The 25,357-nt window shown below is 60.8% G+C and carries 25 protein-coding genes; 15 read left to right on the top strand and 10 right to left on the bottom strand.

What is annotated here, in order from left to right; all coding sequences use genetic code 11:
• Positions 1-501, bottom strand: coding sequence for a type III secretion system chaperone family protein (locus BS629_RS17060; RefSeq protein ID WP_003541709.1), 501 nt, complete (start codon positions 499-501; stop codon positions 1-3).
• Between the two features lie 389 nt (positions 502-890).
• The gene (locus BS629_RS17055; RefSeq protein WP_003541711.1) at positions 891-1,151 is read right to left on the bottom strand and encodes an accessory factor UbiK family protein; all 261 of its coding nucleotides are present in this window, start codon (positions 1,149-1,151) and stop codon (positions 891-893) included.
• A gap of 201 nt (positions 1,152-1,352) precedes the next feature.
• On the opposite strand from BS629_RS17055, the gene lgt reads away from it, so the two are divergent.
• The 6 genes from lgt to BS629_RS17025 all read left to right on the top strand — a co-directional run bounded on the left by lgt (position 1,353) and on the right by BS629_RS17025 (position 7,335).
• Positions 1,353-2,201, top strand: coding sequence for a prolipoprotein diacylglyceryl transferase (gene lgt / locus BS629_RS17050; RefSeq protein ID WP_018243028.1), 849 nt, complete (start codon positions 1,353-1,355; stop codon positions 2,199-2,201).
• 19 nt (positions 2,202-2,220) lie between these two features.
• Positions 2,221-3,321: a class I SAM-dependent methyltransferase gene (locus BS629_RS17045; RefSeq protein ID WP_018243029.1), complete on the top strand. Its 1,101-nt coding sequence runs from the start codon at positions 2,221-2,223 to the stop codon at positions 3,319-3,321.
• 111 nt (positions 3,322-3,432) lie between these two features.
• Positions 3,433-4,227: a peptidoglycan editing factor PgeF gene (pgeF, locus tag BS629_RS17040; protein ID WP_018243030.1), complete on the top strand. Its 795-nt coding sequence runs from the start codon at positions 3,433-3,435 to the stop codon at positions 4,225-4,227.
• Positions 4,228-4,232: 5 nt separating this feature from the next.
• Positions 4,233-5,384, top strand: a complete 1,152-nt coding sequence (locus tag BS629_RS17035; protein ID WP_018243031.1) for a M24 family metallopeptidase — start codon at positions 4,233-4,235, stop codon at positions 5,382-5,384.
• Positions 5,385-5,475: 91 nt separating this feature from the next.
• Positions 5,476-6,297, top strand: a complete 822-nt coding sequence (locus tag BS629_RS17030) for a hypothetical protein (protein ID WP_018243032.1) — start codon at positions 5,476-5,478, stop codon at positions 6,295-6,297.
• Between the two features lie 105 nt (positions 6,298-6,402).
• Positions 6,403-7,335: a ribose-phosphate pyrophosphokinase gene (locus tag BS629_RS17025; RefSeq protein WP_018073974.1), complete on the top strand. Its 933-nt coding sequence runs from the start codon at positions 6,403-6,405 to the stop codon at positions 7,333-7,335.
• 222 nt (positions 7,336-7,557) lie between these two features.
• Here the strand turns inward: BS629_RS17025 and BS629_RS17020 are convergent, their stop codons facing one another.
• A complete protein-coding gene (locus BS629_RS17020) occupies positions 7,558-9,105 on the bottom strand; it encodes a hypothetical protein (RefSeq protein WP_018243033.1) in 1,548 nt (515 codons plus the stop codon).
• A 403-nt stretch (positions 9,106-9,508) separates the two neighbouring features.
• Here BS629_RS17020 and BS629_RS17010 point away from each other — a divergent pair, with 403 nt between their 5' ends.
• The 5 genes from BS629_RS17010 to BS629_RS16990 all read left to right on the top strand — a co-directional run bounded on the left by BS629_RS17010 (position 9,509) and on the right by BS629_RS16990 (position 14,673).
• Positions 9,509-10,117 carry a 50S ribosomal protein L25/general stress protein Ctc gene (locus BS629_RS17010; RefSeq protein ID WP_018243034.1) on the top strand — a complete coding sequence of 203 codons (609 nt, stop codon included), beginning with the start codon at positions 9,509-9,511 and terminating at the stop codon, positions 10,115-10,117.
• Between the two features lie 184 nt (positions 10,118-10,301).
• A complete protein-coding gene (locus BS629_RS17005; RefSeq protein WP_018243035.1) occupies positions 10,302-12,653 on the top strand; it encodes a putative bifunctional diguanylate cyclase/phosphodiesterase in 2,352 nt (783 codons plus the stop codon).
• A gap of 25 nt (positions 12,654-12,678) precedes the next feature.
• Positions 12,679-13,392 carry a substrate-binding periplasmic protein gene (locus tag BS629_RS17000; RefSeq protein ID WP_018446677.1) on the top strand — a complete coding sequence of 238 codons (714 nt, stop codon included), beginning with the start codon at positions 12,679-12,681 and terminating at the stop codon, positions 13,390-13,392.
• Between the two features lie 92 nt (positions 13,393-13,484).
• A complete protein-coding gene (gene pth, locus BS629_RS16995) occupies positions 13,485-14,216 on the top strand; it encodes an aminoacyl-tRNA hydrolase (protein ID WP_018243037.1) in 732 nt (243 codons plus the stop codon).
• Positions 14,217-14,220: 4 nt separating this feature from the next.
• Positions 14,221-14,673 carry a GNAT family N-acetyltransferase gene (locus BS629_RS16990; RefSeq protein ID WP_018243038.1) on the top strand — a complete coding sequence of 151 codons (453 nt, stop codon included), beginning with the start codon at positions 14,221-14,223 and terminating at the stop codon, positions 14,671-14,673.
• A 31-nt stretch (positions 14,674-14,704) separates the two neighbouring features.
• Here BS629_RS16990 and clpS read toward each other — a convergent pair whose 3' ends face one another.
• Entirely contained in the window at positions 14,705-15,016 is a 312-nt protein-coding gene (clpS, locus tag BS629_RS16985) for an ATP-dependent Clp protease adapter ClpS (protein WP_026188480.1), read from the bottom strand.
• Positions 15,017-15,280: 264 nt separating this feature from the next.
• Between clpS and ychF the strand changes: the two genes are divergently transcribed.
• Complete coding sequence (gene ychF, locus BS629_RS16980; RefSeq protein ID WP_026188481.1) at positions 15,281-16,384, top strand: redox-regulated ATPase YchF; 1,104 nt, start codon at positions 15,281-15,283, stop codon at positions 16,382-16,384.
• Between the two features lie 193 nt (positions 16,385-16,577).
• On the opposite strand, the gene BS629_RS16975 is transcribed toward ychF, so the two are convergent.
• The gene (locus BS629_RS16975; RefSeq protein WP_018243041.1) at positions 16,578-17,675 is read right to left on the bottom strand and encodes a hypothetical protein; all 1,098 of its coding nucleotides are present in this window, start codon (positions 17,673-17,675) and stop codon (positions 16,578-16,580) included.
• An 81-nt stretch (positions 17,676-17,756) separates the two neighbouring features.
• Here BS629_RS16975 and BS629_RS16970 point away from each other — a divergent pair, with 81 nt between their 5' ends.
• Positions 17,757-18,248: a MaoC family dehydratase gene (locus BS629_RS16970; protein ID WP_018243042.1), complete on the top strand. Its 492-nt coding sequence runs from the start codon at positions 17,757-17,759 to the stop codon at positions 18,246-18,248.
• A complete protein-coding gene (locus BS629_RS16965) occupies positions 18,245-18,712 on the top strand; it encodes a MaoC family dehydratase (protein WP_018243043.1) in 468 nt (155 codons plus the stop codon). The genes BS629_RS16970 and BS629_RS16965 overlap by 4 nt, the downstream gene beginning before the upstream one ends.
• 24 nt (positions 18,713-18,736) lie before the next feature.
• On the opposite strand, the gene BS629_RS16960 is transcribed toward BS629_RS16965, so the two are convergent.
• From BS629_RS16960 to petA, 4 genes are all read right to left on the bottom strand, one after another.
• On the bottom strand, positions 18,737-19,279 hold the full coding sequence (locus BS629_RS16960; RefSeq protein WP_018243044.1) for an adenine phosphoribosyltransferase: 543 nt from the start codon (positions 19,277-19,279) through the stop codon (positions 18,737-18,739).
• A 115-nt stretch (positions 19,280-19,394) separates the two neighbouring features.
• The gene (locus BS629_RS16955; RefSeq protein ID WP_018243045.1) at positions 19,395-20,279 is read right to left on the bottom strand and encodes a cytochrome c1; all 885 of its coding nucleotides are present in this window, start codon (positions 20,277-20,279) and stop codon (positions 19,395-19,397) included.
• Positions 20,280-20,304: 25 nt separating this feature from the next.
• Complete coding sequence (locus BS629_RS16950; RefSeq protein ID WP_018243046.1) at positions 20,305-21,573, bottom strand: cytochrome b; 1,269 nt, start codon at positions 21,571-21,573, stop codon at positions 20,305-20,307.
• 14 nt (positions 21,574-21,587) lie between these two features.
• Entirely contained in the window at positions 21,588-22,166 is a 579-nt protein-coding gene (gene petA / locus BS629_RS16945; protein ID WP_026188482.1) for a ubiquinol-cytochrome c reductase iron-sulfur subunit, read from the bottom strand.
• Between the two features lie 284 nt (positions 22,167-22,450).
• Between petA and BS629_RS16940 the strand changes: the two genes are divergently transcribed.
• Positions 22,451-23,383 carry an endonuclease/exonuclease/phosphatase family protein gene (locus tag BS629_RS16940; RefSeq protein ID WP_018243048.1) on the top strand — a complete coding sequence of 311 codons (933 nt, stop codon included), beginning with the start codon at positions 22,451-22,453 and terminating at the stop codon, positions 23,381-23,383.
• Here BS629_RS16940 and BS629_RS16935 read toward each other — a convergent pair.
• Positions 23,339-25,252 carry an ABC transporter ATP-binding protein gene (locus BS629_RS16935; RefSeq protein WP_018243049.1) on the bottom strand — a complete coding sequence of 638 codons (1,914 nt, stop codon included), beginning with the start codon at positions 25,250-25,252 and terminating at the stop codon, positions 23,339-23,341. The two genes, BS629_RS16940 and BS629_RS16935, sit on opposite strands and share 45 nt — an antisense overlap.
• Between the last annotated feature and the right edge of the window lie 105 nt (positions 25,253-25,357).

The raw sequence follows: 25,357 nt of genomic DNA, 5'->3' as shown, positions 1-25,357 counted from the left end.
TCAAGCCTCGCCGACCGTTTCAAACAGCACGGCTTCCATCGCCTTCGTCGCTTCCATGCCGGACCAGACGACGAACTGGAATGCCTGGAAATAGGCCTCGCAGGTATCAAGCGCACTGGAAAGCAGCACCTCAACCTGGCGATTGGTAGGCTCCGCACCGCCGGCAAGCAGCAGAGATTGGCGGAAAATGACGACATCTTCCTGGCGCCAGAGATCGAAATGACCCATCAGCACCTGCCCGTTGATCGCCGAGAGCAGCTTGACCACCTCGTTGACCCTGATGTCGGGAACTTTGATATCGAAGGCGCAGCCAAGATGCAGCGCCTCGAATTCCTCCATCCAGGAGAAGGAGACGTGGTAGTCCGTCCAGCGCCCCTCGACCGTCATCGCGATCTCGTCCTCGCCGGACCGTTCGAACGACCAGTCGTTGTTGGAGGCAACGTACTCGATCATGTCGACCGGGTTCGACTGACGCTCGACTTCCAATTCCATCAGGTTCATGCAGCACCTTCTTGACCGGAACGAATGCGACCTAACTTGGTGTACGAACACAAGAAAGACACACGCAAATACCGGAAACCACCACTCGGATGATCGTTGAACCGCTGCCAGACTTAACGCAGATAACCTGCCCGGAGCTTACCAAGTCGCTTCGAATCATCATTTAAAATCAGTGTATAGCGCCCCTTGCCCCCTGCCAGCCCCCCGAACGGAAAATAGGACCGGCCACTGTGGAAAGGCTCTTCGAAATTCAATTCAGAAGGGAGAATAAGCGACTCTGCGAATTGGCTTTTTTGGCAGTGTCCACAGGTGGAAAACTCACCTGGTTTTTTTACGGAAGATGCGGCGTGTGGCATGAAGGCAACGCCGCATCTGTGTCGTACTAGGATTTAAGCGCCCTCGCCGGCAAGCTTTGCCTCGAGTGCTGCGATGCGGGCGGCAAGCGCCTCATTCTCGTCGCGTGCCTTGATCGCCATCTCGCGCACAGCCTCGAACTCCTCGCGCTTGACGATGTCCATGCTGTTCAGCCAACGCTCGGCTTGGGCGTTGAAGGCGGTTTCGATCTCCTTGCGGACGCCCTGGGCGGCACCGGCCGCATCGGTCATCAGCTTGGCGAATTCGTCCATGATGCGGTTCGTTCCGGTCGTCATGGCGGTTTTCTCCCTTCGCATGAGGTGAATTCAGCCCTTCAGGGCTTCAAGAGTTGAGGTAGGGCTTCACCATCGACGATGCAAGCGCTTTGCACGGGATAAGCTTGCCGGAACCGGCCGGGAACGAGCCATCACGAACAATGGACTTGACCGTCCGGGATCGCAGCGGCATGTTCCGCGCAACTCAACAGGTGGAAAACCTTGCCGATAACAGCCGATCTCCTTGCCATCATGCCTTTCCCGGATATCGATCCGATCGCCTTTTCGATCGGTCCGCTGGCGATTCACTGGTACGGCCTCGCTTACGTCGCCGGCATCCTGCTCGGCTGGGCCTATGCGCGCCGCCTCGCCGCCAATGAAAGTCTCTGGCCCGTCAACGTCTCGCCGATATCAAGGACGCAGCTCGATGATTTCATCGTCTGGGCAGCGCTTGGCGTCGTCCTCGGCGGCCGTCTCGGCTATATTTTCTTCTATGATCTCCCTGCCGTCCTGCGCAGTCCCGTCCGTGCGCTCGAGATCTGGAACGGTGGCATGTCCTTCCATGGCGGCCTGACCGGCACGACGATCGCCATGATCCTCTTTGCCCGCCGCAACGCCATCCCGATCTGGAGCCTGTTCGACATCGTCGCCACCGTCGTTCCCTTCGGCCTGTTTTTCGGCCGCATCGCCAATTTCATCAATGGCGAGCTCTGGGGCCGGTTGACCGACGTGCCCTGGGCCGTGGTCTTCCCGACTGGCGGCCCGTTCGCCCGCCATCCGAGCCAGCTTTACGAAGCCGGCCTCGAAGGCATCGTTCTGCTCCTGGTGCTGGCCGCCTTGGTCTACGGCATGCGCGCGCTGAAAAGCCCCGGCTTCATTACAGGCGTCTTCGTTTGCGGTTATGCGCTGTCGCGCATCTTCGTCGAATTCTTCCGCGAGCCTGACGCCCAGCTCGGTTATCTCCTCGGCACGAACTGGCTGACCATGGGCATGGTGCTCTCCTCCCCGATGATCCTGCTCGGCCTCTGGGCGATGCTGCGGGCCCGCCGCCAGGCTGCGCTGCAGCTCTGAAAACGGCAGGACGCGCGACATGACCACCGCTCTAGGCGAAAAGATCAAGGCGATCATCCAGGCCAACGGCCCGATCAGCGTCACCGATTATTTCTCGCTCTGCCTCGCAGACCCCGAACACGGCTATTACCGCACCCGCGAGCCCTTCGGGCGTTCCGGTGATTTCGTCACCGCGCCCGAGGTCAGCCAGATCTTCGGCGAGATGATCGGCGTCTTCATCGTCCATGCATGGCAGCGCCACGGCACACCGACGGACGTCCGCCTCGTCGAGATCGGCCCCGGCCGCGGCACCATGATGGCCGACATGCTGCGCGTCATCTCCCGCATCGCTCCACCGCTTTTCGACGCCATGACCGTGCATCTCGTCGAAACCAGCGAGCGCCTGCGCGACGTCCAGAGCCAGACGCTCGAACACCACGGCGAGAAGATCACTTGGCACGATGGCTTCGATGAAGTACCGCCCGGCTTCACGCTGATTGCCGCCAACGAACTCTTCGATGCCATCCCCATCCGCCAGTTCGTTCGCATGCCGACGGGTTTCCGCGAGCGCATGGTCGGCATCGACGCCGATGGCGAGCTGACCTTTGCCGCCGGCGTCGCCGGCATCGACCCCACCTTGCTGCCCGAACCGGTGCAGGACGTGCCGGTCGGCACGCTCTTCGAGATCTCGCCTGCCCGCCAGGCGGTGATGATGGCGATCTGCGAGCGGCTGCGCGCCTTCGGCGGCACGGCGCTTACGATCGACTACGGCCATCTCGTCACCGGCTTCGGCGATACGCTGCAGGCCGTGCGCATGCATGAATTCGACCCGCCGCTCGCCCATCCAGGTGAAGCCGATCTGACGAGTCATGTCGACTTCCAGCAACTCGCCGAAACGGCGCTTGCGGCCGGCCTCCATCTGAACGGCGCCCTGCATCAGGGTGATTTTCTGACCGGTCTCGGCATCCTCGAGCGCGCAACCGCCCTCAGCCGCGATCGCGAGCTGCAAACCCAGCAGGTCATCCAGACGGCGGTCGAAAGGCTCGCCGGCGCCGGTGAAGGCCGGATGGGCGAACTCTTCAAGGTGATGGCGGTCTCCTACCCCGCCATCGATCTCATGCCCTTTCGTCCGGTGGATTGACAGGGCGCACGCGGCTGGTTCAACATCCGCCCGAAACAAGAACTTGAAGCGCGCCGCATATGCGATGCGCTTGGGATCATGACAAACCCCTCGAAAACCCCGGAATCACAGATGCAGGACGCGGCCTCTCCCGCACCGATCGAAAGCGCGCTGCTGAACCAGGCGGCGGGCAGCACGATCCGGCACGGTTATTTCACTCGGGCCGGCGGCGTTTCCGAAGGGCTTTATCGCGGCCTCAATGTCGGCCTCGGCTCCAGCGACGAACGCGACAAGGTCCTGGAAAATCGCCGTCGCGTCGCCGCCTGGTTCGGCTTGCCGGTCGAGCGGCTGGCAACCGTGCATCAGGTCCATTCCCCCGATGTCGTGACGATCGGCGCCGATTATGACGGCATCCGCCCCGACGCCGATGCGATGGTAACGGCAGCCCCTGGTATTGTGCTTGGCGTGCTTGCCGCCGATTGCGGACCGATCCTGTTTGCTGACCCGGACAATCGCGTCATCGGCGCCGCTCATGCCGGCTGGAAGGGCGCATTGACGGGCGTGCTCGAAAATACCGTCGCCGCCATGGAGGCGCTGGGTGCGGACCGCGGCAGCATCGTCGCCTGCCTCGGCCCCTCGATCAGCCAGGCAAGTTATGAGGTCGGTCCCGAATTCGTCGAGCGTTTCGTCGCCGAAAACCCGGACGACGAGCGCTTTTTCGTGCCTTCCGCAACGCCCGGCCACGCCATGTTCGACCTGCCGGCGCTGACCGTCGACCGGCTGGCGAAAGCCGGCGTGCGGGCCGAAAGCCTCGGCCTCTGCACTTATCCGGACAACGAGCGCTTCTTTTCCTACCGCAGGACGACACATCGCAAGGAGCCGGATTACGGCCGCCAGATTTCCGCGATATCAATCAGGGAGACTTGAGCAGAATGGCACTGCACTTCGAAAAGGCCGAATTCGCAAGCCGGCTTGCGCGCCTCACCGAGAAGATGAAGGAAGAAAAGCTCGACGCCTTGCTGCTCTTCGCCCAGGAAAGCATGTACTGGCTGACTGGCTACGACACCTTCGGCTACTGCTTCTTCCAGACGCTGGTCGTCAAGAGCGACGGCACCATGGCGCTGATCACCCGCTCGGCTGATCTTCGCCAGGCCAGGCATACCTCAATCCTCGAGGACATCCATATCTGGGTCGACCGGGTCAATGCCGACCCGACGCTCGACCTGAAGAACCTGCTGGTCGAGATGGATCTGCTCGGCGCCCGCATCGGCGTCGAATACGATACGCATGGCATGACCGGCCGCGTCGCCCGCCTGCTGGACGCGCAATTGACCACCTTCGGCCAGATCGTCGACGCCTCCTACCTCGTCAGCCGCCTGCGCCTGATCAAGAGCCCGACGGAGGTCGCCTATGTCGAGCGCGCCGCCGCTCTCGCCGACGATGCGCTCGATGCTGCGATCCGGCTGACAAAACCCGGCGCCGACGAGGCCGATATCCTCGCCGCCATGCAGGGCGCGATCTTTTCCGGCGGCGGCGACTATCCCGCCAACGAATTTATCATCGGCTCCGGCGCCGACGCGCTGCTTTGCCGCTACAAGGCCGGCCGCCGTAAGCTCGACGCCAGCGACCAGTTGACGCTCGAATGGGCCGGCGCCTATGCGCATTACCATGCCGCCATGATGCGGACGATCGTCATCGGCGAGCCGACGCATCGCCATCGCGAGCTTTACAACGCCTGCCGCGAAACCATCGAGGCGATCGAGACCGTGCTGAAGCCCGGCCAGACCTTCGGCGATGTCTTCGACATGCACGCCAGGATCATCGATGAGCGCGGCCTGGCCCGCCACCGGCTGAATGCCTGCGGTTATTCGCTCGGCGCCCGTTTCTCGCCCTCCTGGATGGAGCATCAGATGTTCCATGTCGGCAATCCGCAGCCGATCGAGCCGAACATGTCGCTCTTCGTGCACATGATCATCGCCGATTCCGATACGGGCACGGCGATGACGCTCGGCCAGACTTATCTGACGACACCGGATGCGCCGCGCGCCTTGTCGCGCCATCCGCTCGATTTCATCGGGCTTTGACCGGTGAGAATCCGGAATTGACAGACGACCGTCCCCACCCGCATAAATTCGGGTGGGGCTGATTGCGATTGTGGGAAGGACGGATCAAGGGATGACGCGAGCTGCGATTGTGCCCACGTTCCTGTTCGTCATGGCTCTGCTGACCGCCTGCAACACCACCGATGCGCTGACGCCGCAGGTCGATATCGGCGATTCCTCCGGCCGCCCGTCGTCGAGCCCGGTAACGCAGAGCGAAGCCGAGCGGTTGGCGGGCACCCGCCAGCCGAGTTTCTCGGCAAGCTCGCAGCAGGGCGGCTACCATCCAGCCTATGATCAGTCACAGCAGGCCTATCGGCCCGGCACCGGCGCGCCGCCGACGACGATGCAGGAGCAGGCAGACGCCCTGTCGAGGAGCAGCTCCTCGCCGGCCGCCTCCGCCCCGATCGACGGACAATCGCTGCCACCGCCGGTGGCCAGTGGTGGGCTTCCCGCACAGTCGGCTCAGCCGGCCGAGGCACAACAGCCGCAGCAGACCGCCGCCCTCCCCTCCAGTTCCTCCTCCGTTCGCGGCAGTACCGTGCGCTTCCTGCCGATCATCGGCGCGCCGGTGCAGGCCGTGACACCGCTCTCGCGCCAGCTCGGCACCGAGGCGCGCGCGCACGGCCTTTCCATCAAGAGCTCGAACGATGCGAGCAGCGATTACATCCTCAAAGGCTATCTCTCCGCCTTCAGCGACGACGGCAAGGTTACCGTCGTCTATGTCTGGGACGTTCTCGACAGCGGCGGCGGCCGCTTGCATCGCATCCAGGGACAGGAAAGCGTGCCGACGGCCGCGGCCGATCCCTGGGCGGGCGTTCCGGCCTCGGTGATGCAGCAAATCGGCTCAAAAACCATCGCGGAATTCTCCTCCTGGCGGCAGACTCAAGGCGGTTAGTCACAAACTTTTTGCAAATATGGAAGCCTGTGGCGCCTTTGCCCTTGCATTCACGGGGAAGCTGACTAAAAAGCGCGGCTATCAGCGCGTAACAGGCGGACCAAAATGAAGGTTTTCGCAGGCAATTCGAACCGGCAACTCGCCGAAGCGATCTGCAACTATCTCAATGTTCCCTTGGGGAAAGCCAGTGTTCGAAGGTTTGCCGATCAGGAAATCTTCGTGGAAATCCAGGAAAATGTGCGCGGTGAGGACGTTTTCCTCGTGCAGCCGACCGCCTTTCCCGCCAACGACCATCTGATGGAACTGCTGATCATGATCGACGCGATGCGTCGTTCGTCAGCCCGCCGCATCACCGCCGTCCTACCCTATTTCGGCTATGCCCGTCAGGATCGCCGGGCCTCCGGCCGCACGCCGATCTCCGCCAAGCTGGTCGCAAACCTCATTACCGAAGCCGGCGCCGACCGCGTCATGACGCTCGATCTCCATGCAGGGCAGATCCAGGGCTTCTTCGATATACCCACAGACAACCTCTTTGCCATGCCCGTGCTGACCCGCGACATCAAGAGCCACTATGACCTCAGCAACGTCGTGGTCGTCTCGCCCGACGTCGGCGGCGTGGTTCGCGCCCGCGCGCTCGCGAAGCGCCTGGACTGTCTTCTGGCCATCGTCGACAAGCGTCGCGATCGGCCGGGTGAATCCGAAGTCATGAACATCATCGGCGACATTGCCGGCAAGGACTGCCTGCTGATCGACGATATCGTCGATTCGGGCGGCACGCTCTGCAACGCGGCCGACGCGATGCTGGCCAAGGGCGCATCCAGCGTCACCGCCTATATCACCCACGGCGTTCTCTCCGGCGGCGCGGTCACCCGCGTCACCTCCTCGAAGCTGCGCGAACTCGTCATCACGGATTCCATCCAGCCGACCACGGCCGTCCTCTCGGCCCACAATATCCGCGTCGTAACGACGGCGCCGCTGATCGGCGAAGCCATCAGCCGCACGGCTCAGGAAGAGTCCGTCTCCAGCCTCTTCGATTAAAAGGAGCCGGCGTTCGACCGGCTCTTTCAATTTCTACTTCAGATGGACCAAGCTATTGCCGGGCATGCTCTCCGAGCCGCATGAATTGCTGGCCGTTGATTGTCGCGGAGCCGCGTCGCAAACCGCCGTCCCGATCGTTGGTCTCCGCAGGGCTTGTGACGCAAGACGCAAAAGGCCGGCACAATGCCGGCCTCTTTCACTTCTGATGCCAATTGATAACGCTCAAGGTTGCTGCGGCGGCGCAGGTACCGCGTCCTGACCCTGATCCGGTTCCTGCTGGTCTGGCTCCAGCTCCTGATCTTGATCCTGATCAGGACCATCCGGACCCTTGATCTGCTGGCCATTGATCGCCACGGAACCATCGCGACTGATGCTGATGTCCCAGCGCGAGCGGCCATCTGCATCGGTCTTGGCAAAGCCCTTCACCATCATGATGCCGAAGGAGACCTGGTTGAGGTCGGGATCTGTCTTGGCAAGCTCCTGAACCGCGGCGATCGTCTTGTCGAGATCGCGGGCAAGGATGGTCGCCTCCATCGAATAGTCTTTCTGAGTATCGACGCGTCCCTCGATCTTGCCCGTCATGTCGACGTCGTAGACTTCGGACTTGGCGCTGACCTTCGGAAACTCGACGGTGAGCCGGCCATCGCGGAAGAGCTTTTTCGCCATCTCGTCGCCGCTTTGCTCCGGCGGCTTGGCGTTGAAATCCATCGCCATGAGCGCGTCGCCGAAGGTTGCGAAATCCAGATTCGGAATGGCGAGTTGCAGATCGAAATTGGTCGGCACGAAGGGCGAATAACTTGCCGGCATCGCCGGGCTGTCGAGGCTGATGTCCTGAGCGTCGATACCGAAGCCGAAACGCATGGCATCGCTCGGCCCATCGATGGCCAGGTTGTAACTGAACGCCTTGACGCCGCCATTGCCTACCTGGCTGCTGATGGTCAGGTTATTGACCCCGATTGTCTCGCTGAACGAGGCAAGAATCGGAAAGGCTTGCTTGAGCATTCCCTTTATCTTGTCGCTGTTCTCCGGGCTTAGTTCCTTCTCCTCGAGATGGTCGAGAATGAAAAGGACGATCTCGCGGATTTGCTTGGCCGGCAGGCCGTTCACCTTGGCATCGAAATCAATGGAGTCGGCACGGATTTCAACAGGCGGCATTTGCAGGCCGGAAACCTGCTCGACGAAAGTCGACATCGAGCCGCTACCGGCAAAATCGATACGCCCATTGCCGCCTGCGCTGTCCGTTGAAGTCAGCTTTTGGTCCATCCCGGCAAAGCTGGCATGGACTTCCTCGGTGTCGGATTTGCTGGCGACCTTGATGTCCTTGGCGGTGAAAGTGCCGGAGCGCAGATAGCTGATCGCCGGATCGAAGACGCCGGTGTAGACAAGCGAAGCGATGGAGTAGGAGAAATCCGTTGGCTTCTGGTCGGGGCCTTTGAAATGGCCGGAGACGTTGAGCTTGTTGTCACCCTCAATGTTCCAGAGCCCGCTGTCGAGCGGCGTAGCGAACATCGAGAACGGCGTCAGCCCGTTGATCGCGAATGTCGCCGGATCGGCCTTGGCAAGCAGCTTCGCCAGATCGTAAATGATCTCGTAGCGAGTGCCTGCCGGATTGACGGTAAGCAGGCCGCTCTTCGCAAGATCCTCGGGAAGCAGCTTCGTCAGATTGTCCTTGACCGCATTGGCGCCATCCTGATTGATCTCGACACCCTGAGCCGTGGTGACAAGGCAAAGTGCCAGCAAGCTCGTTGCCGTGACAAGTTTGAGACGCATAGTCCGATTTCTCCTCAGCCCCTTTTTTGAATGCGGCCATCCAAAGATGCGAAGCGCGCCGATGTCAACCTCAGCTGTGGCAGAGAATGGCAATTTCGCCGTTCATACGGCCGCGTATTTCGGACGGGCGAGGATATCGCCTCCTCGTATGCGCCATTCGGCTCGCCGTTGACGATCGACGCAATGCTCGAATGCGGTTTCGGCTTGTCGAAGCGTGTATATCACCGGAAAACAGCCCGAATCCGCAACTTGCGTTTCCGATCGACTTATAATATAGGCCACCGGTCCGTGTAGACACCCTTGGAGGCAACGCGGATGAGGTCGGGTCATACCGCCTCCGGTTCGTCGGAACAAGGCTTTTGCCCGCCGCCGAACTCTCCATATAACCTCGAAAGGAATAGCCATGAGCCAGGAAACTTACGAGCTCAAGGCCGAGGCGCGCGAACGGGTTGGTAAGGGGTCCGCCCGTGAACTTCGCCGCAACGGTTTGATTCCCGCTGTCATCTATGGTGACAAGCAGGCCCCCATTGCCATCGCTCTCAACACCAATGAGGTGACGAAGCGCATTCACGCCGGTGGTTTCATGACCACCGTGGCGACGATCGAAATCGACGGCAAGAAGCACAAGGTTCTGCCGAAGGACTACCAGCTCGATCCGGTCCGTGACTTCACGTTGCATGTCGATTTCCTGCGCGTCTCCGGCAACACCCAGGTGACCGTCGAAATCCCCGTTCACTTCATCAACGAAGAGAAGTCCCCGGGCCTCAAGGTCGGCGGCGTTCTGAACATCGTTCGCCATGAAGTCGAAGTTCATTGCCCGGCCGATGCGATCCCTGAGTTCTTCAACATTGACCTCAGCGGCAAGAAGATCGGCGACAGCATCCATATCTCGGAAGTCACCCTGCCGAAGGGCGTGACCCCGGTCATCGACCGCGACTTCACGATCGCGACGATTATCGCTCCCGCTGCCGGCATCGACGAGAGCGCCGCGGAAGGCGAAGCCGAAGCCTGATCGCTTCGACCAATTTATAAAGCATATGGCCCGCTTTCCCCTGGAAGGCGGGCTTTTCATTGCCCAGAAATGCCCCGTTTCAGCAACATTTAACAAATTCGTGAAAGCATGATCCGTCAGCTGCGAAGAAGCCCGCCTCAACGCGCGACAGCAAATATGGTCGGCCTGGGGAGTAGACGGAACCATGAACAATTCCGTTGAGAACAGATTTTTTGCGATAGTTTGCGGAGCGCTGCTCGTTTTTGTCGCTCCCCTCTTTGTTCTCTTCCTTTTTCTTTCCTCGGAACGGGCCGACAAGGAAATACGTGACCACATCTCCGTTCTTCTTGTCGCCAATGCCCAGGCGCTGGCCAAACCCCTGTGGGACCTCGATGAAGACAGCGTTACCCAGATCAGCGCGACGGTCGTTTCCCAAGGCGCCATCGTCAAGGTCGAAGTGCGTGACCAGTCAGGCCAGCTCGACGTCAGCCAGTCCACCATTCCGCGCTCATTCGACGGCAAGCTGGTGCAGGTGTCGCGCGCCATCATCTACAACACCGTCGACGGTCCGAGGAACCTCGGCAGCATCAGCGTCTATTATCCCGCGCTCGGCCTGTTTTCCGGCCTGAAGCAGGAAGAGGTCGTCTTCATCTCGATCTTCATCTTTGCGGTATTGACCGTTTTCGGCACGGCACTGATCGGCAACCGCTTCTTCGTCATCCAGCCGCTGATGCGGCTAACGGCAGCGATCGAAGCCACCCGCCAATTGGGCTCCCGCCATCATGTCGACTGGCAGTCGAACGACGAGATGGGGCGACTTGCCCATAGCTTCAACGAGATGCAGACCAAGCTCGAAAGCGAGGAAAAGGAGCTGAAGTTCGCCCACCGCCGCGCCACCGACATCTACAATCTGACTCCCGCCATGCTCTTCTCGCTCGACGAGGAGGATCGCATCACCGCCGTCAGCGATTATTGGCTGCTTGCCACAGGTTACAACCGCGCTGCCGTCATCGGCCGCAACTTCGCCGATCTCGTCACCCCCACCACCCGCGACAAATTCGTTAAGCGCCGCCGGGCCGAAAGCGGCTTGACCGTCACCGTCAAGTTTGTCTGCCTGGACGGCCGCACGATGGACGTCCTCATCATGGAATCGGAGGCGGGAGCCGGCGCTCACGACCGCCTCTCGCTATCGGTCATGACCGATGTCACCGAACTCAAGGCCTCCGAAGACCGCAACCACCGCCAGGCAATCACCGATCACTTGACTGGGCTTCTTAATCGCCAGGGCTTCGAAGCCGTCCTCGACAACAAGATCGCCGCCGCCGACGCCGCCGGCCAGGAACTCGCCTGTCTCTTCGTCGATCTCGACCGCTTCAAGTGGATCAACGACAATATGGGCCATGCCGCCGGCGACATGGCGCTGGTCGAGCTCGTCGAGCGCCTGAAGGCCCATCTTGCCCCTTCCGACGAGGCAGCCCGTCTCGGCGGCGACGAATTTGCCATCCTGTTGCCGGCGAAGGATGCAGAAAAACGCGCCAGGGTGATGTGCGAGCAGATTGCCTCGATCTTCGAAACGCCATTCGCCCCCGACATGCATCTGAGCGCTTCCGTCGGCATCGCCATCTATCCGCATCATGCTGCAACCGCGGCCGAACTGCTGCAGAAATCCGACATGGCGATGTATGCAAAGAAACGCGACGGCAAGAACGGCGCGCAGCTCTTCGACAATGCCATGCTCGACCGTGCCCGCAGCCGCGCCGAAATCGAAGCCAACATCGAAGCCGGCCTCGTCGACGACTGGTTCGAGGCCTTCCTGCAGCCGATCGTCAACCTGAACGGCCGCGGGATTGCCGGTTTCGAGGCGCTGATGCGCCTCAACCATCCGCAGAAGGGCTTGATGCCGCCGGCCGAGATCATCAGCGTCGCCGAGGAGACGGCAAAGATCGTCCGGGTCGGCAACGTCATCATGGAAAAGGCGATCGCCAACCTCGCAAAAATTTCCCGCATATCAGGCATGCAGGATACCTATCTCGCCATCAACTTCTCGCCACTGCAGTTCGAGCCGGCGCTGCCGGCCCGTCTTGCCGCCTTCGTCGGTCGCCACGGCATCCGCCCCGAGCGCATCGTCGTCGAGATCACCGAAGCTGTGCTGATGCACGACAATCCTGAGATTCGCATGATCGTCACGGAGCTTCGTCGCTTTGGCTGCCGTATCGCGCTCGACGATTTCGGCACCGGCTATTCGTCGCTGAGCTACCTCAACCGCTTCCCTGTCGACATCATCAAGATCGACCAGTCCTTCACCCGCGCGATCAACGACGGCGACGACGACGTGCGCCAGAAAAGCCGTATGCTAATCGAAGGCATCACCACGCTCTCCCATAAGATGAATTGCACCGTCATTGCCGAGGGTATCGAGACCGAAGAGGAATGCCGCACGCTCCACCAGATGGGGCTTGACTATGGTCAGGGCTACCTCTTCCACCGTCCGCAGCATGCAGCCACACTGATCGAGAACCTGATGGCCTCGCAATCGGCCGTCGCACGCGCCTCGTAAACGAAGAACGAAGGAGATGATGCCGATGAAAAAGCTCCTGCTTCTCGCATGCCTGGCGCTGCCCTGCACCGCCCATGCGCAAAGTGTGACCTTCACGACCGAGGATTATGCCCCCTTCAACTACCGCGAAGGCAAGGAGATCAAGGGCGCGACCGTCGAGCAGGTCGAAAAGGTAATGGCCGCAATCGGCGTCGACTACACGATCGAGATCATGCCCTGGGCGCGCGCTTTTAGCCTTGCCCGCACGGCGCCGATGACCTGTGTCTTCGCGACCGCCCACAACGGCGCACGCGACCCGTTGTTCAAATGGGTCGAGCCGCTGCTCATCGACCGCAACATCCTGATCACTCGCAAGGGTTCGGGCGTCACCGCCGGCAATCTGGACGAGGCAAAGAAATATACGGTAGGTACTCAGCGCGAGGATTACACCGAGACGATCCTGAAGGAGAAGGGCTTCACCAAGCTCGATGTCGCCAGCGACTTCAACGCGACGCTGCGCAAACTGCTTGGCGGGCGCATCGACATGATGCCGATCTCCGAACTCTATTTCGAAAAGCTGAAGGTCGACCAGCCGGTGGAAATGGTGACCGTGCTCTCCGCCCAGCCGATGGGCATCGCCTGCGAGAAGAACTTTCCGGACGATCTGCTGACCAGGATGCAGGCTGCCCTCGACAAGCTGATCGCGGATGGCGACCAGAAGCAGATCTTCCTGAAATACGGTATGAACCTCTCGGAATGACCCTGCTCGGCGGGCTGCTGCCCTTTCCGCTTGACTTTGCTTTCGTTTCGCGGTGGTGAACGGCGGGAAGTTTTAGCGAGGGAAGACAGGCCATGCTGATCATCGCGGGTCTCGGCAATCCCGGCGGCAAATACGCCGGCAACCGCCACAATGTCGGTTTCATGGCCGTCGACGCCATCCATCGGCGCCACAGCTTCTCGCCCTGGTCGAAGAAGTTCAGGGCCGAGATCGCCGAGGGCGAGATCGCCGGCGAAAAGGTGCTGCTGATCAAGCCGCAGACCTTCATGAATCTCTCCGGTGAGTCCGTCGGTGAGGCGATGCGCTTTTACAAGCTCCAGCCCGCCGACCTTGTCGCGATCTACGACGAACTCGACCTCCCCCCGGGCAAGGCGCGGCTCAAGACCGGCGGCGGCCATGGCGGCCACAACGGCATCAAGTCGCTGGACGCCCATTGCGGCAGGGAGTACCGGCGGCTACGCCTCGGTATCGGCCATCCCGGCGTCAAGGAAATGGTGCAGAACCATGTGCTCAGCGATTTCGCCAAAGCCGACAAGGCCTGGCTGGAACCGCTTCTCGACACGCTCGCCGACAATGCCGACATGCTGGTGCGAAACGAGGATTCGCAGCTGATGAACAAGATCGCGCTGGCGCTCGGCGACAAGGCCGAGGAGGAGAAACCGCGAAAGGAAAACAAGAATACCGAAAAGAAGCCGGCCGGCCAGTCGCATATCCATCAGGCCCGCAACCACAATCAGCCGAAGCTGCTGACATCAGGGCCGATGGCCGACATGTTGAAGAAGATGTTCGGCAACAAGGGCGACTGAAGCCATGACGGACCGGGACTTCGTCATCCGCCCTGCTGCCCGCAGCGATCTCCCCAGTCTCATGACGCTTTACCGTCACCTGAACCCGACCGATCCGGTTCTCGACGAGGCACTTGCCGAGGAACGCTTCTCCGCCATCCTCTTGCAGCCGGGCATGACCGTGTTCATCGGCTATGCCGGTGATGTCGCCGCCGCAACCGTCACAAGCGTCGTCGTGCCGAACCTGACGCGGAGCGGCGCTCCTTATGGGCTCATCGAAAACGTCGTTACCCACGCCGATCATCGCAAGCGCGGTTACGCCGGCGCCGTTATCCGCCACGCGATCGCAGACGCCTGGAACGCAGGCTGCTACAAGGTGATGCTGCTCACCGGCTCCAAGAATCCGGCCACGCTGCGCTTCTACGAGAATTGTGGATTCGCTCAGGACAAGACCGGCTACCAGATCCGCCGACGCTGAGCCCCTCTCGGGACTGCCCCCGGCAAAGCGCCTATTCTTCCGGCTCTGTGGTGAACATCAGCGGAAAGCCCATGCCCTTGGCGAGGTCGATGCCTTCCTTGGCCTTGGTCTCGGCGATGTCCCTTACGCAGACCACGACCACACAGGAACCGAGCTTGTGCGCCGTCATCATCACCCGGTAGCCGGTCTCCTCGCTCATGCGGAAGACGGACTTCAGGATCATGATCACCAGTTCGCGCGGCGTATAATCGTCATTGACCAGAATGACCTTGTAGAGCTTCGGCTTATCCAGCTTCGGCTTCACCTTGGTCTTCGGTTTCAGGGCAACGTCATTGTCACTCATCGGAAAAATCCACCCGTTGATGACATGGAAAAGGCGGAGAAAACGTCCGCCGACAATATATTGCACCGTAAGCACGGCAGTTCAATGACGTAAATATCACTCAGCGGAAAGCGGAGGCAATCCCGGCCACGTTTTTCGAGAATCGCCGCAGCCTTCCTGTCATCCGGAGAGCCGTTGAACTTCAATTCCTGTTGCGAACCCTTGACCCAGGGCGGCCATTCCCGCATAGGCAGGGCAAAGTTACAAACAGATATGGATCAAGCCATGGGCTTCAAATGCGGTATCGTCGGGCTGCCGAATGTCGGCAAATCGACCCTCTTCAACGCGCTCACCAAGACGGCCGCCGCACAGGCGGCGAACTATCCCTTCTGCACCATCGAGCCGAACACCGGTGAAGTCGCCGTTCCCGATCCGCGTATGCGCAAGCTTGCCGACATCGCCAAGTCCAAGGAACTGATCCCGACCCGCATCTCCTTCGTCGATATCGCCGGCCTCGTACGCGGCGCCTCGAAGGGTGAAGGCCTCGGCAACCAGTTCCTCGCCAATATCCGCGAGGTCGATGCCATCGTCCATGTGCTGCGCTGCTTCGAAGACAGCGACATCACTCATGTCGAGGGCCGCATCAATCCTGTCGCCGACGCCGAGACGATCGAGACCGAGCTGATGCTCGCCGACCTCGAAAGCCTGGAGCGCCGCACCGAGCAGACGCGCAAGCGCGCCACCGGCAAGGACAAGGATTCGGTGGCGATGCTGCCAATCATGGAAGCCTCGCTGAAGCTGCTCAACGAAGGCAAGCCGGTGCGCACGCTGCTCTCGACGCTCGATGCGGAAGAGATCGTCATCCTCAAGAGCCTCAATCTTTTGACGTCGCATCCGGTGCTCTACGTCTGCAACGTCGCCGAAGGCGATGCCTCGACCGGCAATGAGTTCACCGAAGCCGTCGCCGTGATGGCTAGGGAACAGGGTGCCGAAACCGTCGTCATCTCGGCGGCGATCGAAGCGGAAGTTGCCCAGCTTCCCGAAGAGGAAGCCAAGGAATTCCTCTCCGCCCTCGACCTTGACGAGGCAGGTCTCGACCGGCTGATCCGCGCCGGCTACAAGCTGCTCCACCTCATCACCTATTTCACTGTCGGCCCTAAGGAAACGCGCGCCTGGACGATTGAGCGCGGCACCAAGGCGCCGCAGGCCGCCGGCGTCATCCATTCGGATTTTGAGCGCGGCTTCATCCGCGCCAATACCATCGCCTATGACGACTACATCAAATACAACGGCGAAGTCGGCGCCAAGGATGCCGGCAAGGCGCGCGACGAAGGCAAGGAATACGTCGTCCAGGACGGCGACGTCATCCATTTCCGCTTCAACACCTAAAGCAATTCCAGGAAAAATGCGAAGCGATTTTCCCAGGCAAAGCGCGAGGCGTTTTTGCCGGGAATTGCGTGAAAACAAAGGGTTAGAACGGTTCTGCGCTTCCATGAAAAGCTGAACCGCTCTAACCGGAAATCGCTGCTGTCCCGACCAATGCTTGTCGCCCAACTGCTGAGTAGATTGGGCGACATTTGTTTTACGACGTCGCCGCTAAGACAGCAGGCGGCAGTTTTTGCGAAATGGCAGCTGGCAGCGCCCGCAGCACGATGCGGCGCAGCGGCATCCAGCCTGTTCCGATGATGAGTACGATCGCTCCGACGACAATCAGCGTCGTGTAGATATAGGTATCAACAGTCGCACTCCCCTGCCGGAAAATGCCATAGATCGCAAAACCGAGCGACAGCAGACCTGACGTGACGAAGGCACGGCGGTCGATGACAAGGCCGATCAACATTAACACCGCCACGCTGACAACAACGACGGGCGTCTTGATCGACACCGACTGGGCAACATCCAGCCAGCTGCCGTCGAACGAAATCAGCAGCCTTACGCTGAAGAGCAGCGCCGGCGCAGCACCCAGATGAAGCCAGAAGGCGATATCGGAGCGTGTCGTCCGGCGCAGCCGATCGCCAAGGTCGAAATAGAGCGCCGTCGCGAACAAGCCCAGCGCGCAAGCGAGGAAGACCACCGCCAGCACCATGGGATGATTGCCGAAAAACGCAGGATCCCCGCTCGCCCATTGCACGAGCCGCAAAAGCAGGGTGAGGACGAGTGCAAGGGCCGACATGATGCAGAGCGCCAACGCCAACGGCACTCGATAGCGGGCATAATAAAGGCCGAGAATGATCGGGAAGCCGGCGACGAACTGCGTCATGTCCGCCCCGATGTCGTTAAAGAAGGCTGTTCCCGGCTTGAAGAAGAAGGACATCAGCAGGACTGTCCAACAGAACAGCGCGATTGTCAGGCTGACGGCCGGCAGGGCAAGCCGCTGGTGGCGTACCAGGATTTCCGAGAGCACGATGATTGCAGGCAGCACGGCATAGAGCGCGGCAAGCCCCCAGAGACCGCCCAGCGCCACGGCGACGCCGATGGTGATCAGCACATCGTGGAAGCCGCGCACGAAGCGCGGCGTCTCGGTATCCGACCAGGCCTGTCCCTCCGCCGCCATTGCCGGCTGCGCCTCAGCGACGCCGACACCGCGCTCCGTCAGGAACGGCAAAAGCCGCCCGCCGGCCTCCGGCGAGATCAGCTCTTGGCGCACGGCCTCATCGAGTATCGACCTTAGTTCAGTCATGCCGGTTTATCTCCCCGGAATCATTGAGCCCGCGCGGATGCTATTGTAAGCATTGTGCGCTGCATATGGCGGGAGGAGCGAATGTCGGCAGAAAAGCTTTCCTTCGAGGATTTCCAGCCCGGCCGCGGCTTCACGCTCGGCCCGAAGCTGGTGACCGCCGAGGAGATCATTGAGTTCGCAAGCGAATTCGACCCGCAGCCGATGCATCTCGGTGAGGCCGCCGGTCGCGCCAGCATTCTCGGCGGGCTTGCTGCTTCCGGCTGGCATACCTCTTCGATGTTCATGCGAATGATGGCCGAGAGCTATGTGCTGCATTCGCTCTGCGAGGGTGCGCCGGGCGTCGATCTGATGGAATGGCGAAAGCCGGTGCTTGCCGGCGACACGCTGTCGGGCCGCTCGACCGTGCTCGAAGCCCGGTCGATGCGCTCGCGCCCCGGTATGGGCATCGTCAAGTTTCGCCACGAGGTGGAAAACCAGCGCGGCGAACTCGTCTGCGTCTCGGAGAATTCGGTCATGTTCGGCATGCGCGTCCGGCCCGCAGATATCGGCATAAGCCCGGAGACATCCGCATGAGGATGTCCGAGCTTTACACCGTCGGCGAAAAGGCCGAGATCGGCAGCTACACCTTTACCGAGGAAAACATCATCCGCTTCGCGACGCGCTACGATCCGCAGCGTTTTCACGTCGACAAAGAAGCCGCCAAAGACACCCTCTTCGGTGGCCTCTGCGCCTCGGGCTGGCACACCACCGCCGCCTGGATGCGGACCTTCCTCGCCTTTTGGGAAAGGCAGAGCGCCGCACTCGCGCAAAAGGGCCTGACATCGCCGAACCTCGGCCCTTCACCCGGCTTCCAGAAACTGCAATGGCTGCGGCCGGTTTTCGCAGGCGACGTCGTCACCTATTCCGTCGCCTTCCTCTCCAGCCGGCCGCTCGCATCGCGACCAGGCTGGCACCTCAACACCATCCTCTGCGAGGGGGTCAATCAAAACAGCGATCCCGTTATCCGCTTCGAAAGCGGCGTGCTCGAATTCGACTGACACTGCAGGCGGCCGGACGAGGGTTCAGTGCCCGGAGAATTCGACCAGAGTGTGCACGACAACGCCGAGCTCTTCCAGTTTCTTGCGGCCGCCAAGGTCCGGCAGATCGATGACGAAGCAGGCGCCGACCACCTCTGCGCCGATCTGGCGCAACAGTTTCGTGGCACCCACAGCCGTACCGCCAGTGGCGATCAGGTCATCGACCAGGATCACCTTCTCGCCAGGCTGCACCGCATCGCGATGCATCTCCATCTCGTCAACGCCATATTCCAGGCTGTAGGCGATGCGCACGGTCTCGTGCGGCAGCTTGCCCTTCTTGCGGATCGGCACGAAGCCGGAAGAAAGCTGATGCGCCACCGCGCCCCCAAGGATGAAGCCCCGCGCCTCCATGCCGGCGATCTTGTCGATCTTCATGCCCGCATAGGGCTGCACGAGTTCGTCGACCGCCCGGCGGAACGCACGGGGGTTGCCGAGCAGCGTGGTGATGTCACGGAAAATGATGCCGGGCTTGGGATAGTCGGGAATGGAGCGGATGCTGGCTGCGAGCTCCGAAGTCGTATTGTCCATGGAAAGTCCATATTCTGCGAGGGCATGAAACTGGCCGCACCCTATCAATTGCCAGGGGTGGAACCAACAAAAAAGGCGGCCCGAGGCCGCCTTTTGAATGTCGATCGGAAACCGCTCAGTGTTCCTTGTTGGCGTAGATCGAGCGCTTCGTCAGGTAGATCAGCACCGTGAAGATCGCCAGGAAGATCATGACCATGAAGCCGGTGCGCTTGCGCTCCTCGAGATGCGGCTCTGCGGCCCACATCAGGAAGGCGGAGACGTCTCTCGAATACTGGTCGACCGTCGCCGGCGCGCCATCGTCATAGGTCACCTGCCCGTCGGAGAGCGGCTTCGGCATGGCAAGGACGGCTGCAGCGTGGAAATATGGATTGTAATGTGAGCCCTGCGCCACCTGAAAGCCGGCTGGCGGCTCTTCATAGCCGGTCAGCAGCGCGTGGATGTAATCCGGGCCACCCTCCTGATACTGCGTGAAGATGTCGAAGACGAATTGCGGGAAGCCGCGTTCGACCTCGCGGGCCTTGGCGATCAGTGAAAAGTCGGGCGGAGCCGCACCGTTGTTGGAAGCAGCAGCGGCCTCTGCATTGGGGAAAGGCGCCGGGAAGTGATCGGAAGGGACGGCCTTGCGGCTAAACATCTCGCCGGCCGCGTTCGGGCCGTCCTGAACCTCGTAGTTCGCAGCGAAAGCCTTTACCTGCGCCTCGGAATAACCGAGCTCATCGAGCATGCGGAAGGGCACGAGGTTCATCGAGTGGCAGGCGGAACAGACTTCGGTGTAGACCTTGAGGCCACGCTGAAGCTGACCCTTATCGTAATGACCGAACGGACCGGCGAAAGTCCATTCCTCCTCCGTCGGCTCCTTCAGCGGATAGTGCGGCGTCTCACTTTCCGCGTGATGGGCAGGAGCCGCGCCATTGGCGGGCGTCGCCTCCTGGGCCAGCACGGCACTGCCAAGACTGGCAGCGAATGCGAACGAGAGAATGCTTGTAACAAGCGTTTTCATATTTCTATTCCCTTCCGTCGCTCGCTTATGCCTTGACCGCTAGGGTCTTGTTGCGCTTTTCGAGCACCGCTTCGGTGATCGAGTTCGGGATGCGGCGCGGTGTTTCCACCAAGCCGAGAACCGGCATCGCGACCAGGAAGAAAGCGAAGTAGAGGAGCGTGCAGATCTGCGAGATCGTGGTGAACAAGCCTTCCGCCGGCTGCGAGCCGAGCCAGCCGAGGATGATCGCGTTGATCACGAACAGCCAGTAGAACAGCTTGTACCAGGGGCGGTAGACGGCGGAACGGACCTTTGAGGTATCGAGCCAGGGCAGGAAGAACAGCACGATGATCGCGCCGAACATCACGAGCACGCCGCCGAGCTTGGAGTCGATCGGGCCGACGTTGAAGGTGATCGAACGCAGCATCGCGTAGAACGGCAGGAAGTACCATTCCGGAACGATATGGGCCGGCGTCTTCAACGGGTCGGCCGGGATGTAGTTGTCGGCATGGCCAAGGAAGTTCGGCAGGTAGAAGACGAAATAGGCATAGACCAGCAGGAAGATCGAGACGCCGAGAGCATCCTTCATCGTCGCATAAGGCGTGAAGCGCACCGTGTCCGTCTTCGTCTTGACCTCGACGCCCGTCGGGTTCGTCTGGCCGACGACGTGCAGCGCCCAGATGTGCAGGATGACGACGCCGGCGATCATGAAGGGCAGCAGGTAGTGCAGCGAGAAGAAGCGGTTCAGCGTCGGGTTTTCAACCGCGAAGCCGCCGAGCAGGAACTGCTGCACCCATTCGCCAACCAGCGGAAAGGCGGAGAAGAAGCCGGTGATGACGGTGGCGCCCCAGAAGGACATCTGGCCCCAGGGCAGAACGTAGCCCATGAAGCCGGTCGCCATCATCAGGAGGTAGATGACCACGCCGAGTATCCAGAGGATCTCGCGCGGCGCCTTGTAGGAGCCGTAATAGAGGCCGCGGGCGATGTGCAGGTACACCGCGACGAAGAAGAAGGATGCGCCGTTGGCATGCATATAGCGCAGCAGCCAGCCGTGGTTGACGTCGCGCATGATCTTTTCGACGGAGTTGAAGGCGACCGACGATTCGGCGGCGTAATGCATGGCGAGCGTGACGCCCGTCAGGATCTGCACCACCAGCATGACGGCGAGCATGGCGCCGAACGTATAGGCATAGTTCAGGTTACGCGGAACCGGATAGGCGATGAAGCTGTCATAGACCATGCGCGGCAGCGGAAGGCGCGCATCGACCCATTTCTCGAGGCCGGTTGATGGCTCGTAGCTGGAATGGCCACTCATTAATCAGTCTCCCCTCAACCGATCTTGATCTTGGTATCGGACAAAAATGAAAAGGTCGGAATCGCCAGGTTCTGCGGCGCCGGGCCTTTGCGGATGCGGCCGGCCGTGTCGTAGACCGAGCCATGGCAGGGACAGAACCAACCATTGTATTCGCCGGCCTGGCCGAGCGGCACGCAGCCGAGATGCGTGCAGGTGCCGATCATGACGATCCAGTTTTCCTTGCCCTTGCCGCCCGAACGGTCAACAGCCGTTGCCTGAGCGTCGACAGGAAGGTTTGCATTGCGCGCGATCGGGTCCTTTAGATCAGCAAGCTGGACGGCGTTTGCCGCTTCCACTTCCTCAGGCGTGCGATTGCGGATGAAGATCGGCTTGCCGCGCCATTTGACCGTCAGCGACATGCCGGGCTCAAGGCTGGCAACGTCGACTTCGATGGAGGCGAGAGCGAGCGTCGAAGCATCAGGACGCATCTGATCGATGAACGGCCAAGCGACCGCAACGGCGCCGACGGCGCCTGCCATACCAGTGGTGAGATAAAGGAAATCACGGCGAGTGGGTTCGCCCATGCCCTCGCTTGTCGTTTCGTGTTCGCTCACGGCTAACATCCTCTGCGCAATTTTCGCGGAATTCCGCCCTGCCCCCTCTACCGGCGAATCTCTCTGGACACAATTCGGCCATAGATTCCCCGGCAATCCGGCGCGTTCTATGCTTGATCGCAAATTATGTCCAGCCTTGGCAAGGGGATGAGGGCACAATGTCGCGGGAAATTTCGGATGAATTTTTTAAGGCAAACACGCGCTTGCCATTATGTTGCATTGCAACAAAAATGCCCCCGTGATAGGCGCAGTCGCAGCCATGCCAGCGAGCCGGACCGGAGCGGATGAGAGACACGATTTTTTGCGTATTCAGCGTTCTCACGACGCTCGTTCTCGCCATTGTCTCCCTCCGATACGTCACCGATTTCTATCTGCTGTCCTTCTTTTACAGCTTCCAGGTCCATCTGGCGGTGGCCGGCGCCGTGGCCTCGGTCGCTGCCCTTCTCGTCAAACGGCACTGGTATGCGCTGCTGACCCTCGCGGTATCGGTGGTCCTTGCCGTCCATGGTGTCGTGATGATGCGCGAATTTGTCGAGCCGGCTGTCGAGGAGAGCCGCCCCGCCCTCTTCAGGCTGATGTCCTTCAATATCGAGAATGATAATTTCGCAAACGGCCCTGACATCGCCGATATGGTCATTGCCTCAGGCGCCGACGTCGTCAGCATCCTGGAGGCCGAACCGCTGCTGTCGGAACTGCCGCGGTTGTTGAAGATCTATCCCTATTACATCGGCTGCGGTGTCGGCATGGAGCAATGCGATACGCTGGTGCTGTCGAAGCGTCCGTTGATCGAACCCCGTATCCGCAATCTCGGCCTGCTCTGGCGCAACCGGCTGACGATCTCGACGATCGATTTCGATGGCCAGAAGATCAATTTCCTCGCCGCGCATCTGACCAAACCTTATTACGACGAATTCCACGGCCTGGAAATCGAGGATCTTGCGGAGATCATTCCCTCCCTTTCGGGACCGCTCGTTCTTGCCGGCGATTTCAATACGTCGATTCTGGCGCCCGACGTGCAGTATCTCATGCGTAGCCAGGGCTTGGGCACGGTATCGCTGGAGCCCGCGACATGGCCAATCCGCGCCGGTGCTTTCGGCATTCCGATCGATCATATCTTTACCCGCGCGCCCCTGCGGCTGAAATCGGTTCGCCGCATCGCGAACGGCTTCGGATCAAATCATTTTGGCCTCATGGCGGAATTCGTCGTCGACCCCTAGGCCCGCATCCTCATCCGTAGCGAGGAAGCCGCCAGACTGGCGCGCCCAAAGTTCCGCATAGAGTCCACCGCGGCGAAGCAGTTCGTCATGGCTGCCCTCCTCGATGATCCGGCCGAGATCGACGACGATCAGCCGGTCGAGCGCTGCGATCGTCGACAGCCGATGGGCGATCGCAAGCACCGTCTTGCCTTCCATGATGCGATGGAGATTGGACTGGATTGCTTCTTCTACTTCCGAATCGAGCGCCGACGTCGCTTCGTCGAGAACGAGGATCGGCGCGTCCTTCAGCATGACGCGGGCAATCGCGATGCGCTGCCGCTGCCCGCCTGACAGTTTGACGCCGCGTTCGCCGACATGCGCATCGAAACCTCTGCGGCCCTGCTGATCTTGCAGGCGTTCGATGAACTCGATGGCTTCGGCGCGCCCGGCCGCCTCGACCAGCCCCTCCTCGCCGGCATCGGGCCGCCCGAACAGGATATTGTCCCGCACTGAACGATGCAGCAACGAGGTATCCTGGCTGACGACGCCGATCTGCATCCTGAGAGATTCCTGCGTCACGGCTGCAATATCCTGGCCGTCGATCAGAATGCGCCCGTCCTGAATATCGTAGAGGCGCAGCAGCAGGTTCATCAGCGTCGATTTCCCCGCGCCCGAACGGCCGACGATCCCGACTTTTTCGCCCGGCCGAATGGTCAGGGAGAAATTCTCGACGACCGGCTGATGACCCTTGCCGTAGCGGAAGGAAACATTGTCGAAGCGGATGCCGGGCTGCCGGATCACCAGGCCTCTGGCATCCGACCGATCGACGAGCCCCAGAGGCTGGGAGATCAGCTCGGCGGCGTTCTGGATGGTGCCGAGATTACGCATGATGCCGTTGAACTGCGTCATCAGCCGTCCGAGGAGGAAATTCAACCTGAGCACCAGTGCCAACGAGAATGCCACGGCACCGGAGCTAACCAGGCCGCGCAACCAGAGATCGACGCTCAACCCCGCCATCGTCACGATCATCAGGCCGGAGAGCAGCGCCATCGAGGCCCTGACGCCCGTGATGAACCGCGTGAAGCGCAGCACCGTATCCTGGTAGATATCGAAACCCTGCCGCATATAGCGGTCGCTCTCCTCGTCGCGGGCAAACAGCTTCAGCGTCTGCATGTTGCTGTAGGAGTCGACCATCCGGCCATTCAGCATCGATCCAGCTTCCGCCGTTTCGCGGGAATGATGGCGGATCCGCGGAACGAAGTGGCGGGCAAGCAGACTGAAGGCGCAAAGCCAGAACAGCACGACGGCAGCCAGGGAAAAGTCCAGCCGGGCAACGAGCACAAGCGTCGTTGCGGCATAGATGCCGACGAACCAGACGCTTTCCATCAGCGAGGTGACAAGATCACCGGTTGCCTGCCCGGCCGACCAGACTTTGGTGACGATGCGCCCGGAGAAATCACTCTGGAAGAACGACAACGACTGCCTGGAGACGTGGAGATAAGATTGCCAGCGTGCGAGATTGTAGAAGCCCGGCGTGATCACCTGCTGGTCGACGAGGGCAATCAGGAAGGCGACGACGAAACGCACGAGCCCGATGAGGGCGAGCATGCCGAACAATTCGCCGCCATGGGCGGCGAGAAGACCGTTCCAGCCGGCCCCAGGCGTGATGCTGCCGAGGATATCGACCAGGCGTCCGACGAACCAGAACAGTGCGGCTTCGATCGCCGCCGATGTCCCACCCAGAACGAGCATGGCGACGAACGGCATCCTCGCCTGGCCGATATAGAACCAGATGAATCCGAGCGTCGAGCGCGGCGGCTGGAGATTGGCGCGTGGGCGGAACGGATCGATCCAGGTTTCGAACCGGCGGAGGATGGGGTTCAGCAACATAGAAGCGATATAGGCGGATTAGCCGAGCCGGCAAAGGGAATGAAAAGCGGACAGAATGTTATATTTTGGTAATTATCGGTAACATCGGCGGCATACCCATTGAAT

The organism is Rhizobium leguminosarum bv. viciae USDA 2370 (assembly GCF_002008365.1).
Lineage (GTDB): Bacteria > Pseudomonadota > Alphaproteobacteria > Rhizobiales > Rhizobiaceae > Rhizobium > Rhizobium leguminosarum.
This window is presented reverse-complemented; position numbering and strand designations above follow the sequence as displayed.